At 63.5% G+C, this 14,561-nt stretch carries 12 protein-coding genes and 1 pseudogene; 9 read left to right on the forward strand and 4 right to left on the reverse strand.

Annotated features, from left to right (window positions below):
- Positions 1-4: 4 nt before the first annotated feature.
- The gene (locus N511_RS0122385; protein WP_027681299.1) at positions 5-241 is read right to left on the reverse strand and encodes a hypothetical protein; all 237 of its coding nucleotides are present in this window, start codon (positions 239-241) and stop codon (positions 5-7) included.
- A gap of 270 nt (positions 242-511) precedes the next feature.
- Here N511_RS0122385 and phaC point away from each other — a divergent pair, with 270 nt between their 5' ends.
- From phaC to N511_RS0122430, 9 genes are all read left to right on the forward strand, one after another.
- A complete protein-coding gene (gene phaC, locus N511_RS0122390; RefSeq protein ID WP_027681300.1) occupies positions 512-2,305 on the forward strand; it encodes a class I poly(R)-hydroxyalkanoic acid synthase in 1,794 nt (597 codons plus the stop codon).
- Positions 2,306-2,394: 89 nt separating this feature from the next.
- Complete coding sequence (locus N511_RS0122395) at positions 2,395-3,576, forward strand: acetyl-CoA C-acetyltransferase (RefSeq protein ID WP_009240760.1); 1,182 nt, start codon at positions 2,395-2,397, stop codon at positions 3,574-3,576.
- Between the two features lie 122 nt (positions 3,577-3,698).
- Positions 3,699-4,439, forward strand: a complete 741-nt coding sequence (locus tag N511_RS0122400) for a 3-ketoacyl-ACP reductase (protein ID WP_004627097.1) — start codon at positions 3,699-3,701, stop codon at positions 4,437-4,439.
- A gap of 404 nt (positions 4,440-4,843) precedes the next feature.
- The gene (gene phaR / locus N511_RS0122405) at positions 4,844-5,398 is read left to right on the forward strand and encodes a polyhydroxyalkanoate synthesis repressor PhaR (protein ID WP_004627096.1); all 555 of its coding nucleotides are present in this window, start codon (positions 4,844-4,846) and stop codon (positions 5,396-5,398) included.
- A 198-nt stretch (positions 5,399-5,596) separates the two neighbouring features.
- On the forward strand, positions 5,597-6,577 hold the full coding sequence (locus tag N511_RS0122410; RefSeq protein ID WP_027681301.1) for a tRNA dihydrouridine synthase: 981 nt from the start codon (positions 5,597-5,599) through the stop codon (positions 6,575-6,577).
- Between the two features lie 66 nt (positions 6,578-6,643).
- Positions 6,644-8,005, forward strand: coding sequence for a 30S ribosomal protein S12 methylthiotransferase RimO (gene rimO / locus N511_RS0122415; RefSeq protein WP_027681302.1), 1,362 nt, complete (start codon positions 6,644-6,646; stop codon positions 8,003-8,005).
- A gap of 87 nt (positions 8,006-8,092) precedes the next feature.
- Positions 8,093-9,277, forward strand: a complete 1,185-nt coding sequence (bktB, locus tag N511_RS0122420) for a beta-ketothiolase BktB (RefSeq protein ID WP_027681303.1) — start codon at positions 8,093-8,095, stop codon at positions 9,275-9,277.
- Entirely contained in the window at positions 9,252-9,995 is a 744-nt protein-coding gene (locus N511_RS0122425; RefSeq protein WP_027681304.1) for a hypothetical protein, read from the forward strand. Before bktB ends, N511_RS0122425 begins: the two co-directional genes overlap by 26 nt.
- 41 nt (positions 9,996-10,036) lie before the next feature.
- A complete protein-coding gene (locus N511_RS0122430) occupies positions 10,037-11,248 on the forward strand; it encodes a cystathionine beta-lyase (RefSeq protein ID WP_027681305.1) in 1,212 nt (403 codons plus the stop codon).
- A 72-nt stretch (positions 11,249-11,320) separates the two neighbouring features.
- Here the strand turns inward: N511_RS0122430 and N511_RS25650 are convergent.
- The 3 genes and pseudogenes from N511_RS25650 to argE all read right to left on the reverse strand — a co-directional run bounded on the left by N511_RS25650 (position 11,321) and on the right by argE (position 14,550).
- Positions 11,321-12,382, reverse strand: a pseudogene (locus N511_RS25650) (PDDEXK nuclease domain-containing protein).
- A gap of 6 nt (positions 12,383-12,388) precedes the next feature.
- Positions 12,389-13,246, reverse strand: a complete 858-nt coding sequence (serB, locus tag N511_RS0122440; protein WP_027681306.1) for a phosphoserine phosphatase SerB — start codon at positions 13,244-13,246, stop codon at positions 12,389-12,391.
- Positions 13,247-13,356: 110 nt separating this feature from the next.
- The gene (gene argE, locus N511_RS0122445) at positions 13,357-14,550 is read right to left on the reverse strand and encodes an acetylornithine deacetylase (protein ID WP_027681307.1); all 1,194 of its coding nucleotides are present in this window, start codon (positions 14,548-14,550) and stop codon (positions 13,357-13,359) included.
- Positions 14,551-14,561: the final 11 nt, after the last annotated feature.

Genomic DNA, 14,561 nt, shown 5'->3' on the forward strand with positions numbered 1-14,561 from the left:
CCGTTCAGGCGGTGCCGTCGCCCGTGTCGTTGCTCAGTGTGGGGCTCGCATCTGCGTTGTGCTGGGCGGCTTCGCGGGCTTTCCGGCGCCGCCTGCGTGCCGGGGTGCCGACAATCCACAGGAAGAGTGATAGCGGCGCAACGCCGTAGAAGACAAATGTGCCGATGCCGGCAATCCAAGATTGCTCAGTCAAGGACATCATCAGCACGACGTAGAGCCAGGCGATGGCGACGATATACATGGGAGACAGCGGTGCCCGGCGTTTGCGCAATGTGGCAGTCTCGCATGAAATTACGCAGATTGGACCAGAGCCCCGGCACCGCGCTTAGCCATTCGGTCGGCTCCGCTTTCGTCGAATGCGGCAAAACCCGCGCGGGGCCGGCGTTTCCAGGCGATCCTCAGGTAACTCCGATTGACAGCCTTGAAACGGCAAGGCAACAATGCCCCGCAATACTACGAGTTGCGCCGCCGTTCCAACCGGAGCGACGCATATCGTCGGATCGAGGGCACTATGGCATCGCGTCAATCGACATCATCCAAAGCATCTAGCGCCCACACTCAAGCTCCCTGGCAGGGCTTGTCGGACCCTACGCAGTGGGCCGAACAGTTCAAGCAATGGCAAGCCTTTGCGGGTGGCTTCGCGCAACCCGGCACGGCGGCGCCGGGCCTTGGTCAATTCAACGGCGCGGCGACGGGCGATGGCGCGGCGCCTTTCGCGCTGATTCCGCCCGACCGGCTGGCCGAAATCCAGCAGAAATATCTCGAGGAATGGCTCCAGATCTGGCGCCACATGAGCACCGGCGAAAGCGCCGAGGCCGTGGCGCCATCTGATCGTCGTTTCTCGAACGAGGCGTGGCGCAAGAGCCCGCTCTATGGCTATGCCGCCGCGTTCTACGTGCTCAATGCCCGTACGTTGATGGAAATGGCCGACGCCGTGCAGGCCGATGCCAAGACCCGCGAGCGCGTGCGTTTTGCTGTGTCGCAATGGACGGCCGCCATGTCGCCGTCCAACTTCCTGGCGACCAACCCGGAAGCGCAAAAGCAGCTGATTGAATCGCGCGGCGAATCCCTGCGCACCGGCATCCTGAACATGCTGCAGGACATGGAGCGCGGCAAGATCTCGCAGACGGACGAGACGGCGTTCGAGATCGGGCGCAACGTCGCCAACAGCGAGGGCGCCGTCGTCTTCGAGAACGACTATTTCCAGCTCATCCAATACAAGCCGCTGACGACCAAGGTGCACGCGCGCCCGCTGTTGCTCGTGCCGCCTTGCATCAATAAGTACTACATCCTCGATCTGCAGCCGGCCAATTCGCTCGTGCGCTATGCCGTGGAGCAGGGCAATACCGTGTTCCTGGTGTCGTGGCGCAATCCAGATGCGAGCATGGCGTCCCGCACGTGGGATGACTACATCGAAGGCGGCGCGATCGAGGCCATTCGTGTCGCGCGCGAGATCTCCGCGCAGGATCAGATCAACGTGCTCGGCTTTTGCGTGGGCGGAACGATCCTCTCGACGGCGTTGGCCGTGCTGGCGGAGCGCGGCCAGCATCCGGCCGCAAGCCTGACGCTGCTGACCACGCTGCTCGACTTTACGGACACCGGCATTCTCGACGTCTTCGTCGATCAGGCCCAGGTGGAAATGCGAGAGCAGACGATCGGCCCGAATGCGCCGACCGGCCCGGGCCTGCTCCGTGGCGTGGAACTGGCAAACACGTTTTCGTTCCTGCGCCCGAACGATCTCGTCTGGAACTACGTTGTCGAGAACTATCTGAAAGGCAAGACGCCCGCGCCGTTCGACCTGCTGTACTGGAATGGCGATTCCACCAATCTGCCGGGCCCGTGGTACTGCTGGTACCTGCGCCATACGTATCTCCAGAACGACCTCAAGACGCCGGGCAAGCTGAAGGTGAACGGCACGCCGGTAGACCTCGGCAAGATTGAGGCGCCGGTCTACATCTACGGTTCGCGTGAAGACCACATCGTCCCGTGGAAGTCAGCTTATGGTTCGGTGCCGCTGCTCAAGGGCAAGCGGCGCTTCGTGTTGGGCGCTTCGGGCCATATCGCAGGCGTGATCAACCCGCCTGCCGCCAACAAGCGTTCGCACTGGATCAACGCCAAGCTGCCTGACTCCGCCGATGCGTGGTTCGAGGGTGCGAAGGAGCATCCGGGCAGCTGGTGGCCGGATTGGTCAACTTGGCTCGCATCCCACGCCGGTGCGCAGAAAGCTGCACCCAAGGGCTACGGCAATGCGGACTACCCGGCCATCGAGCCGGCGCCCGGCCGCTACGTCAAACAGAAAGCGTAAGATCGCGCGCATGAACCCCCGTTGCCGTCGCGGCTTCGGCCGCCGACGGTGTCCAACGACCCTCTCTTTCGACAGTGGAAGGTAAGCAAATGACCGATGTTGTGATCGTATCGGCGGTACGCACCGCCGTGGGCAAGTTTGGTGGCTCGTTGGCGAAGATCGCTGCGCCTGAGCTTGGCGCGGCCGTTATCCGCGAAGCGCTGGCGCGCGCCAAGGTGGCGCCGGACCAGGTGAGCGAAGTCATCATGGGCCAGGTGCTGACGGCAGGCTCGGGTCAGAACCCGGCGCGCCAGGCCGTCATCAAGGCTGGGCTGCCGAACATGGTGCCGGGCCTGACCATCAACAAGGTGTGCGGCTCCGGCCTGAAGGCCGTGATGCTGGCCGCCAACGCCATCATTGCGGGCGACGCCGAGATCGTCGTGGCTGGTGGTCAGGAAAACATGTCCGCCGCGCCGCACGTCCTGCCGGGCTCGCGCGACGGTTTCCGCATGGGCGATGCCAAGCTGATCGATTCGATGATTGTGGATGGGCTGTGGGACGTCTACAACCAGTACCACATGGGCATCACGGCGGAAAACGTCGCCAAGGAATACGGCATCACGCGCGAAGCGCAGGACGAGTTCGCCGTCGCGTCGCAGAACAAGGCCGAAGCTGCGCAAAAGTCGGGCCGCTTCAACGATGAAATCGTTCCGATCCTGATTCCGCAGCGCAAGGGCGATCCGATTGCCTTCGCGCAGGACGAGTTCGTTCGCCATGGCGCCACGCTCGAATCGATGGCTGGCCTGAAGCCCGCTTTCGACAAGGCCGGCACCGTGACGGCGGCCAACGCCTCGGGCCTGAACGATGGCGCCGCCGCTGTCGTCGTGATGTCCGCCGCCAAGGCCAAGGAACTGGGCCTGACGCCGCTGGCCACGATCCGTGCTTACGCCAGCGCTGGCCTGGACCCGAAGGTCATGGGCATGGGGCCGGTGCCGGCATCCAAACGCTGCCTGTCGCGCGCCGGCTGGTCGGTGGGCGACCTCGACCTGATGGAGATCAACGAAGCGTTTGCGGCCCAGGCACTGGCAGTGCATCAGCAGATGGGCTGGGATACGTCGAAGATCAACGTCAACGGCGGGGCGATTGCGATCGGTCACCCGATCGGCGCGTCGGGCTGCCGCATCCTGGTCACGCTGCTGCACGAAATGCAGAAGCGCGATGCGAAGAAGGGCCTGGCTTCGCTGTGCATCGGCGGCGGCATGGGCGTGGCGCTGGCCGTTGAGCGCCCGTAAGTTTTTTGCAGTGAGATTGGCGTGAGGCGGAACGAATGCCGCACGCGCCAATCGGAGACACCTGAGCATCTGCTGCCCGGCAAGAGGCCGGGCGGTTCTAACAACAAGGACTAGGAGTGGACATGACCAAACGCATCGCATACGTCACCGGTGGCATGGGCGGTATCGGAACGGCGATTTGCCAGCGCTTGGCGCGCGACGGCTTCACCGTTGTCGCAGGCTGCGGCCCGAACTCGCCGCGCAAGGCGAAGTGGCTGGAACAACAGAAGGCGCTCGGTTTCGATTTCGTGCCGTCCGAAGGCAACGTCGGCGATTGGGAGTCGACGAAGGCCGCGTTCGACAAGGTCAAGGCGGAAGTGGGCGAGGTCGATGTCCTGATCAACAACGCCGGTATCACGCGCGACGTGGTGTTCCGCAAGATGACCCGCGCCGACTGGGATGCAGTGATCGATACCAACCTGACGTCGCTGTTCAACGTGACGAAGCAAGTCATCGACGGCATGGCGGATCGCGGCTGGGGCCGAATCATCAACATCTCGTCGGTGAACGGCCAGAAGGGGCAGTTTGGCCAGACCAACTACTCGACCGCCAAGGCTGGCTTGCATGGCTTCACGATGGCGCTGGCGCAGGAAGTCGCGACCAAGGGCGTGACGGTCAACACGGTGTCGCCGGGCTATATCGCGACCGACATGGTGAAAGCGATTCGTCAGGATGTGCTCGACAAGATCATCGGCACGATCCCGGTCAAGCGCTTGGGCGAACCGACCGAGATCGCCTCGATCTGCGCATGGCTTGCATCTGAAGAGTCCGGCTTCTCCACCGGCGCGGACTTCTCCCTCAACGGCGGCCTGCACATGGGCTGACGCTCCACGCCCATGCTGCGGCAATGCTGCAGCATGGGCGCAGCATTTATTCCCCTGAGTCGCTTGCATGCTGCGATGCTCGATTGCATTGCAGCAGGCATCTCGCGTCCGCTCTGGACGGCTGTTCGAGTGCGTGAATCGCATCAAAATGCTGCGGGTTTTTACCGGGGGAGGTCGCCTTTTCTTTGCAGGGCGATCCGCATAGAATCCAACCACGGAGGCGCTCCGCAGGGAGACACGGGGCGTCCGATCATAACCGGATGCATCTGCGCTGCTCTTGAATCCAGCAGTCGCGCGCAGATCGGAACAGCCGGGCAACCGCGTATTTTGCTGCATCGCTCGGTGCAGTCATTTCGCACTGCATCGACTGCACCGCAGCAGCATCGCCAACACGGAAAGGCACGATGGCCACCAGCAAGAAGGGCACCGAACGGCTGATCAAGAAATATCCCAACCGCCGACTCTACGATACCCAGACCAGCACGTACATCACGCTGGCAGACGTCAAGCAGCTCGTCATGGAAACCGAAGAGTTTCGCGTCGTCGATGCGAAATCCGGTGAAGACCTGACCCGCAGCATCCTGCTGCAGATCATCCTGGAAGAGGAAACCGGCGGCGTACCGATGTTCTCGGGCGCGATGCTCGCGCAGATCATCCGTTTCTACGGCAACGCCATGCAGGGCATGATGGGCACGTATCTGGAGAAGAATATCCAGGCGTTTGTCGACATCCAGAGCAAGCTGGCCGAGAACTCGAAGGATCTGTACAGCGGCAACACCTTCAACCCCGACATGTGGTCGCAGTTCATGAACATGCAGGGGCCAATGATGCAGGGCATGATGAGCAACTACATCGAGCAGAGCAAAAACCTGTTCGTGCAGATGCAGGAGCAGATGCAGAGCCAGGCCAAGAACATGTTCGGGACGTTTCCGTTCAACCAGCCGCCCGAGAAGAAGTAAGTTCGGCGGGCTGGGAAAACAAGGCGAATCGCTTGGCGGTTCGCCTTTTTTGTTGGGCGCACGCCGGAGAGGGCGGCAAGGTAAAATACCGGTCCTTCAGGTGAGGTGTACGCCTCTCCGACGATCACGATCCCGCACCGGTTTCCCCATGTTTGATGTCCGCCCCTGGCCTGCGTGCTGGCTGTCTTCCGTTTTGCCATGAGCCGGCTTTTGCTCGCCCCGATGGAGGGCGTTGCCGATTACGTCATGCGCGACGTGCTGACGCAAGCTGGCGGCTACGACGGATGCGTCTCGGAGTTCGTCCGCGTGACGGGCTCGTTGCTTCCCGCGCGAACCTACGAACGTGAGACGCCTGAGATTCGCAACGGCGGCTATACGGCCAGCGGCACGCCGATGACCATCCAGCTCCTCGGCAGCGATCCGGAATGGCTGGCCCGCAATGCGGCATACGCGGCAACCCTCACGCCGCATGGCATCGACCTCAACTTCGGGTGCCCCGCCAAGGTCGTGAACCGCCACGGCGGCGGCGCCATGCTGCTCGCCACGCCGGAAGTGCTGTACGACATCGTCCATGCCGTGCGGGCCGCGGTGCCGGCCAATATCTCGGTGACGGCGAAGATGCGGCTGGGCGTTTCCGATACGTCCCGCGCGATTGACTGTGCGACGGCGCTGGCGGAAGGCGGTGCGGAATCGCTCGTCGTGCATGCCCGCACGCGTGACCATGGCTACCGTCCGCCTGCGCATTGGGATTGGATCGCGCGCATCGCCGACGCCGTGAGCATTCCCGTCACCGCCAACGGCGAAGTCTGGACTGTGGCCGACTGGGAGCGCTGCCGCGCCGTCAGTGGCTGTAGTGACGTGATGATCGGCCGTGGCGCCGTGTCCGACCCATTCCTGGCGCAGCGTATCCGCGGGCAGATGGACGAGGCGCCGTCCGCGGCGGAATGGCCGATCGTGCTCGGCTATCTCGCCGATTACCTGAAGAAACTGCATGCGCGCATCTCGGCCAAGCACGAGCATGGCCGCGTCAAACTGTGGCTGAGCTATCTGAAGCGGACGTGGCCGCAGGCCGCAGAGCTGCACGATGCCATTCGCAGGCTGCAGGACGCGCTGGAAATCGAGCGCGTGATTGAACAGATGCAGCTTCGGCTTGGTCGCCCAAACGCGGCGAACGGTTAAAATACGCAACCGCGCGGCACACCCCACGTGCGCAGCGCAAATCCTCTCCCACATCAGGTTGTTCCCATGTCCGACGTCAGTACCCAGAGCCCCAAGGTGGGGTTCGTCAGTCTCGGTTGTCCCAAGGCCTTGGTCGATTCCGAGCAGATCATCACCCAACTGCGCGCGGAGGGGTATGAGATCTCCGGCACGTACGGCGGGGCGGACCTGGTGGTTGTCAACACCTGCGGCTTCATCGACGAGGCCGTGCAGGAAAGCCTGGATGCAATTGGCGAGGCGCTGGCCGAGAACGGCAAGGTGATCGTGACCGGTTGCCTGGGCGCCAAGAAGGACGCCGTGGGCCAGGACATCATCACCAGCGTGCACCCGAAGGTGCTGGCTGTGACGGGCCCCCATGCGCTGGGCGAGGTGATGGAAGCGGTGCACACGCACCTGCCCAAGCCGCATGACCCGTTCATCGATCTGGTACCGCCGCAGGGCATCAAGCTCACGCCCAAGCACTACGCGTATCTGAAAATTTCGGAAGGCTGCAACCACCGTTGCAGCTTCTGCATCATCCCGTCGATGCGCGGTGACCTTGTCTCGCGCCCGGTGGCCGAAGTGATGCTGGAAGCGGAAAACCTGCTGAAGGCCGGCGTCAAGGAGCTGCTCGTCATCTCGCAGGACACCAGCGCCTACGGCGTCGATGTCAAATTCCGCATGGGCTTCTGGAACGGCCGCCCGCTGAAGACGCGCATGACCGAGCTGGTCGGCGCGCTGGGTGAGCTGGCGTCGCAGTACGGCGCCTGGGTGCGCCTGCATTACGTCTACCCGTATCCGAGCGTGGATGAGGTGATGCCGCTGATGGCTGAAGGGAAGGTCCTTCCGTATCTGGATGTGCCGTTGCAGCACGCCCACCCCGACGTGCTCAAGCGCATGAAGCGCCCAGCCAACGCCGAGAAGACGCTGGACCGCATCCGCGCCTGGCGCGAGGTGTGCCCCGAGCTGACCATCCGCAGCACCTTCATCGCCGGTTTCCCCGGTGAAACGGAAGAAGAGTTCCAGACGCTGCTCGACTTCATCGCCGAAGCCGAGCTGGACCGCGTGGGCTGCTTCGCCTATTCGCCGGTCGAGGGCGCCACCGCCAACGACCTGCCGGGCGCATTGCCCGACGAGGTGCGCGAGGAGCGCCGCGCGCGCTTCATGGAAGTCGCCGAGCGCGTGTCTGCACGCCGTCTGCAGCGCAAGGTGGGCAAATCGCTGCGTGTGCTCGTGGATGAGGTGAACCAGGACGGCGGCATTGGCCGTTCGTCGGCTGACGCGCCCGAGATTGACGGCCTGGTCTATATCGCTCCGCCGTCGAAGCCTTACAAGCGCTACAAGGCGGGCGATTTCGTGTCGGTCAAGATTACCGGCGCGGATGGCCACGACCTGTGGGGCGAGGTCTGACCCGCTTAGGTAGTCGTACCTAAATTTTGCGAACGGTCGTGCGTTTATACTGGCCGCCATCCAATTTCGATGGCTCAGGAGACAGCAATGGCACGTGAAGTGGTGGTGGTCAGCGGCGTTCGTACCGCAATCGGGACGTTTGGCGGCAGCCTGAAGGATGTGGCGCCGTGCGAACTGGGCGCGCTCGTTGTGCGCGAGGCGCTGGCCCGCGCAGGCGTGAAGGGCGAGGAAGTCGGCCACGTGGTGTTTGGCCACGTGATCAACACCGAGCCGCGCGACATGTATCTCTCGCGCGTGGCCGCCGTGAACGGCGGGGTGTCGGCCGAAACGCCTGCATTCAACGTGAACCGCCTGTGCGGCTCGGGCCTGCAGGCCGTGGTGAGCGCCGCGCAAACCGTGCTGTTGGGCGACGCCGATGTCGCCATTGCCGGCGGTGCGGAGAGCATGAGCCGTGCGCCGTACCTGGCGCCTGCTGCCCGCTGGGGTTCGCGCATGGGCGACGCTAAGATGGTCGACATGATGCTCGGCGCGCTGCACGACCCGTTCCACACGATCCACATGGGCGTCACCGCAGAAAACGTCGCCCGCGAATTCGGCATTAGTCGCGAGCAGCAAGACCAGACCGCGCTGGAATCGCATCAGCGCGCATCGCGCGCCATCCAGGCCGGCTACTTCAAGGATCAGATCGTTCCGGTGACGATCAAGTCGCGCAAGGGCGATATCCAGTTCGATACCGATGAGCATGTCCGCCACGATGCAACCATCGACGACATGACCAAGCTCAAGCCGGTTTTCACGAAAGAAAACGGTACGGTCACGGCAGGCAACGCTTCAGGCCTCAACGATGCAGGCGCGGCGCTGGTGCTGATGGAGCGTTCGGTGGCCGAAAAGCGTGGCCTCAAGCCGCTGGCCCGGCTGGTGTCTTACGGCCATGCGGGGGTGGATCCGAAGATCATGGGCATCGGCCCGGTGCCGGCGACGCGCAAGGCGCTGGAGCGCGCAGGCCTGTCGGTCAACGATCTGGATGTGATCGAAGCCAACGAGGCGTTTGCCGCCCAGGCCTGCGCCGTGACGAAGGAACTCGGTCTGGACCCGGCCAAGGTCAACCCGAACGGCTCGGGCATCTCGCTCGGCCACCCGATCGGCGCAACGGGTGCGCTTATCACGGTCAAGGCGCTGCACGAGCTGCAGCGCATCGGCGGTCGCTACGCGCTGGTGACCATGTGTATTGGTGGAGGACAGGGCATTGCGGCGGTGTTCGAACGCATCTGAACGCATTTTCTCGATTGAACGTCTGATTCGGCCAACCGGCGCGCTGTTTGCGCTGGTACTGGCCGCAGGCGTGGCGCCGGTGTCTGCGCAGACGCCGGCTGCCGACAACGGCTACGACGTGTCGACCGGCAGCACGAACGTGCAGCCCGGCGACCTGGGCCTGAACCGCGCCATTGCCGATGGCGACAAGCGTCGCGCTCAGGCCAGGAAGGGCGACAACGGATTCTCGGCGCAGACCCCGCCGCTCCGTGTGCTGCAACCCCAGCCCGACTACGCAAAATATCCCGTCTATACCGGCGTGATCGGCGACATGCCGATCCGCATGCGTCTTGGCCGCAAGGCCGGTGAAATTGACAGCGTCCACGGCGAATACGTCCCGGGCAATGCGGCGGGCGTGCGTCTGGTGACCGGTGAATACGAAAACGGCGGCTTTCTCATGGAAGAGTCCGATGACGGTACGCACGTCACCGGCACGTGGGAGGGCGCCATCGACGGTCACGGCGTCGTGCGGGGCACGTGGACGGACGTCGCCCACGACGGCCATACGCTGCCGTTTGTGCTGCGGCCTGTCGCGGTGGTCGTGATTCCGCCGTACGATGCCGCAGCCAACAGCAATGCGGCGACGCCAGCCACGCCAATGACGCCGCTGGTTCCGGCCGGGCCGGGTCAGATCGCGCCACCCCGCGGCAATCCAACACGATCAAGCGCGCATTGGTAAGCCGCCCCAAATCGCTCATACGCCATCAAACAGGAAACCACGTGACCGACGACACCAAGCTCCCGCCGATGTTTCCCGCAACCCAGGTTGTGCATCCGGACCTGCATATCCCGCCGGGCTTCACGGCGTTCTCCCATGCGACGCATCGTGCGTCGACGGTGGTGTTCAAGAATCTCGCCGACATGCGCGCCTTCGGCAGCGGCAGCGTGGTGCACTGGCGCTATGGGCTGCATGCCACACCCACTTCCGACACACTGTGCCAGGCACTGGCGCAGATCGAGGGCGGCTCGCACACGCTGCTGCTCCCTTCAGGGCTGGCGGCGATTTCGCTGGTGTACTTCTCGCTGATCAAATCGGGCGACGACGTGCTGATTCCGGACAACGCCTATGGTCCGAACCGTGACCACGGCGAGTGGATGGCGCGCCAGTTTGGCATCACCGTGCGCTATTACGACCCGATGATCGGCGCCGGCATTGCCGACCTGATGCGCCACAACACCAAGCTCGTGTGGCTCGAAGCGCCCGGATCCGTCACGATGGAAGTGCCCGACTGCACGGCCATCGCCGAGGTGGCGCGCAAGGCCGGCGCCATCACCGCCATCGACAACACCTGGAGCGGCGGCGTGTACTACCAGCCGTTCGAGCACGGCATCGACATCTCCGTGCAGGCGCTGACCAAGTACCAATCAGGCGGCAGCGATGTGCTGATGGGCGCCGCCATCACGAACGACGAAGCGCTGCACCACAAGCTGCTGGCCACGCGGATGCGCATGGGCTGGGGCGTTTCGGCGGACGACTGCTATTTCGTGCTGCGTGGCCTGCCGAGCCTGCCGACGCGCCTGGCCGCCCATGACGCGCATGCCCGCGAAGTGGCCGAATGGCTGGCGGACCGCCCTGAAGTCGTGCGCGTGCTGCACCCGGCCCTGCCCGATTGTCCGGGCCATGAAAACTGGAAGCGCGACTTTACCGGCGCGAGCGGGTTGTTCTCGATCGTGCTGCATGAGCGCTATTCGCAGGCGCAGATCGACGCCTTTATCGAAGGCCTGCGCTACTTTGCGATTGGCTTTTCGTGGGGCGGGGCGCACAGCCTGGCATTGCCGTACAACATCCCGTCGATGCGCACAGCGACCGCTTGGCCTCCGGCCGATTGGGAGAACGCGGGCGGTTTTGTGCGGCTGTATATCGGGCTGGAAGATCCGCGCGATTTGATTGCGGATTTGAAGCAGGCGATGGAGACGCACCTGCGGGCTTGACCTTTCAAACTTTGGAAGGCGGTGATGGCGGGGCGTGCGAGTTGATCGTGACCCCGTTTTCAATGGCCGTGACTACAGCGTTTCAAGCAGGCGCGCAATGGCTTCCGGCGATGGCAACTGGTCTTGTAGCTCCTTCGGCAAGCTCTTGGTGATGGCGTAAGTCGCGACACCGATCGGTTTCCTTGCGTCGCGCAGCGCGTATTCGACGATGGTGCGCTTCTTTTCCTTGCACAGAATGATGCCGATGGACGGGTTCTCATCGTCCTGGCGAACCTGATCGTCGAGGGCGGCGAGGTAGAACTGCATCTTGCCGACGAACTCGGGCTCGAATTTGCCGATTTTCAGTTCGATGGCGACTAGGGAGCGCAAACGGCGGTGGAATAGAAGCAGGTCGATGAAATACTCGTCGCCGTCGACCTCAAGCCGGTATTGGCTGCCCAGGAAGGCGAACATGCCGCCCATTGCGCGCAGGAAGTCTTCGATGCGGATGATGAGTGCACGCTCCAGCTCCCGCTCACTGTGCCGGTCGCCGAGTTCGAGAAAATCGAAGGCGTATTCATCTCTGACCGCCAACTTGGCTTGCGCGCGCAGGGCGGGCGTCAGCGCTTTGTCGAAATTGGTCTGGCCCAGGAGCGATTTTTCGTAGCTCTGGTTATCGATCTGATGAGCCAGAACGTTTTTCGACCAGCCGAATTTGCGGGTCATGCGCAAGTAGAACTCGCGCTCTTGAGCGTCTTTTCAGCGCTCAAGAATGAGCAGGTTATGGCTCCAGCCAATTTCTCGCACCAGTGGTGCGAGTCTTGCCGCGTTGCAGTACGTTTCGAAGAAACCCTTCATCCGCCACAGGTTGGATGCGGAAAAGCCGCCCGTGCCGGGAAAGCTCGCCTGCAGGTCTGTGGCGAGGTGCTGCACGACAGCTTTGCCCCAACCCTCGGTTTGCTGCCGTGCCACGATCAATTGACCGATGTCCCAATACAGGCCTACCAGTTCTTTGTTGACTGCTCGCAGGGCAGCGTATTGCGCAGCCTGAATGCGGGCCCTGATCTCGGTCAGCAGCGCAGCGTAGTCTTGCGCGTCTACCGATTCTCGCACCATCGGTGCGAGTTTCCTGCTGGCAGGTTGGCGTGTCGCCATCGCGGCTTATTGCTGCGGAAACAGATTCAACAACCCATCCAGGCCGACAACGTTGAACGCCACGTCGGCCTGTGCCTGCACGATGGGCTTGGCGCGGAACGCGACCGACAGGCCCGCCACGCCCATCATCTTCAGGTCGTTCGAGCCGTCGCCCATGGCGATGGCGTTATGCGGCGACACGCCCAGTTCCTGGCAGAACGCCTTGAGCGTCTGCGCCTTTACATCCGCGTTGACGATCTCGCCGAGTACGCAGCCGGTCAGCTTGCCGTCCACGATTTCCAGCGTGTTGGCGCGCGTGCGATCCAGCCCAAGGCGCTCCTGCAGGCGCGAGGTGAAGAATTCAAAGCCGCCCGACACCAGCAGTGTGCGAATGCCCAGTGCCTGCACGGCCCTGAGCATCTTTTCCGCGCCGAGGGAGAGCTGCAGGCGCTCGGCGTAGACCCGCTCCAGCACGCTTGCATCCAGGCCTTTGAGCAGTTCGACGCGGCGCGTCAGGCTCTCGTTGAAATCCTTGATCTCGCCGCGCATCGACGCTTCGGTGATGGCGGCTACTTGCGGCTTGAGCCCGCAGAAATCTGCGATTTCGTCGATGCACTCGATGGTGATCAGCGTCGAATCCATGTCCATCGCCAGCACACGGAAATCGCCGAACGTCCATTCGTCGGGAATCCACGCGTAGTCCAACTTCAGGTTGGCGCAGATGGCATCAAGCTGGACGCGCAATTCGCTGGGCAGTTCGTGCACCCATTCGATGGCCGCGACGTTGGGCGCACGCATCTCATAGGTGGCGCTGCCGAACAGGCTGCGGATGGATTCAATGTCGCCGGTCGACAGCGACGACAGGCTTTGCAGAATGACGGGCATGGAGTGACAGGAGCGGGTGCGGCAGTTCGGCGCCGGGGAAGCCCGCTATTGTAGCGAACGCCCCGGGCGGCATGCGCCCCACCAAAAGGTGAGGCGTTGCTGTGTAAGCGTTAGGCGGACGCGGTTTCGACCATCAGGCTGCGTGCCACCTTGGCGAGGAAGCGGTCGCAGGCGTCGAGCTGGGCCAGTTCGACGTATTCGTTGGCCTTGTGCGCCTGTTCGATGTTGCCCGGACCGCACAGCACGGCCGGAATGCCGGCGCGCTGGAAGAGGCCGGCTTCGGTGCCGTAGGCGACCTTGCGCTTGTCGTTATCTTCGGTCAGCACGCGCACAAGCTGCGTGATGGCCGCTTGCTCCGAGGCATCCAGCGACGGCGCGGCGGCAATCTCGTCGAGTTCGATGCGGGCATCCGGGTGCTCGCGCTGCATGGCGGGCTCGATGGTTTCACGCACATAGCGCTCGACGCGCGCGCGGATGGCCGGCGCATCCACGCCCGGCAGGTTGCGGAATTCGAATACCAGCTCGCACAGCGCGGGGATCGTGTTCAGCGCAATCCCGCCGTTGATGAGACCCGTCGATGCCGTGGTGAAGGGCACGTCAAACGCGTCGTCGAACGGGCCCTTGGCGCGGAATTCATCGGCAAGGTCACGTACGAAGCAGATGATGCGCGCGGCGTATTCGATGGCGTTCACACCCTGCGGCGTGAGCGACGAATGCGCGGCGCGGCCGTGCACGCGGCAGCGGTAGGCGTTGATGCCCTTGTGGGCAACGATCGGGCGCATGGAGGTGGGCTCGCCGACGATGCAGCCGGCGGGCTTGATGCCGCGGGCGATCAGGTCTTCGATCATGCGTGGGGCGCCCACGCAGCCGACTTCCTCGTCATACGACAGCGCGAAATGCACCGGCTCGCGCAGCTGGGCCTGCAGCAACGACGGCACCAGCGCCAGCGAGGAGGCGATGAAGCCCTTCATGTCGCAGGTGCCGCGCCCGTACAGCTTGCCGTCGCGCACTTCCGGCGCAAACGGGTTGCTGTCCCATTTCTGGCCGTCCACCGGGACCACATCGGTATGGCCCGACAGCACGATGCCGCCTTGCACGCTGCCGTCCGCGGCCGGAATCGTGGCGAACAGGTTGGCCTTGTTGCCATCGTCGTTGTGCGACAGATGCGATTCGACGCCGACGCCGCGCAGGTAGTCGCGCACGGTTTCGATCAGCGCCAGGTTGGAGCCGCGGCTCGTGGTGTCGAAGCTGACGAGCTTGGTTGTCCAGTCGAGGGTGGAGAACGGGGTGACGGCGGTGCTCATGGTGGTTTCCT

It is taken from the genome of Ralstonia sp. UNC404CL21Col, from assembly GCF_000620465.1.
GTDB classification, from domain to species: Bacteria; Pseudomonadota; Gammaproteobacteria; order Burkholderiales; family Burkholderiaceae; genus Ralstonia; species Ralstonia flatus.

What these genes read in the sequence shown, in the direction of transcription:
- N511_RS0122400 (WP_004627097.1), top strand. Translation starts at nt 3,699, where the DNA reads ATGACCAAACGCATCGCATACGTCACCGGTGGCATGGGCGGTATCGGA.
- serB (WP_027681306.1), bottom strand. Translation starts at nt 13,246, where the DNA reads ATGCCCGTCATTCTGCAAAGCCTGTCGTCGCTGTCGACCGGCGACATT.
- argE (WP_027681307.1), bottom strand. Translation starts at nt 14,550, where the DNA reads ATGAGCACCGCCGTCACCCCGTTCTCCACCCTCGACTGGACAACCAAG.
- N511_RS0122395 (WP_009240760.1), top strand. Translation starts at nt 2,395, where the DNA reads ATGACCGATGTTGTGATCGTATCGGCGGTACGCACCGCCGTGGGCAAG.
- rimO (WP_027681302.1), top strand. Translation starts at nt 6,644, where the DNA reads ATGTCCGACGTCAGTACCCAGAGCCCCAAGGTGGGGTTCGTCAGTCTC.
- phaC (WP_027681300.1), top strand. Translation starts at nt 512, where the DNA reads ATGGCATCGCGTCAATCGACATCATCCAAAGCATCTAGCGCCCACACT.
- bktB (WP_027681303.1), top strand. Translation starts at nt 8,093, where the DNA reads ATGGCACGTGAAGTGGTGGTGGTCAGCGGCGTTCGTACCGCAATCGGG.
- phaR (WP_004627096.1), top strand. Translation starts at nt 4,844, where the DNA reads ATGGCCACCAGCAAGAAGGGCACCGAACGGCTGATCAAGAAATATCCC.
- N511_RS0122385 (WP_027681299.1), bottom strand. Translation starts at nt 241, where the DNA reads ATGTATATCGTCGCCATCGCCTGGCTCTACGTCGTGCTGATGATGTCC.
- N511_RS0122410 (WP_027681301.1), top strand. Translation starts at nt 5,597, where the DNA reads ATGAGCCGGCTTTTGCTCGCCCCGATGGAGGGCGTTGCCGATTACGTC.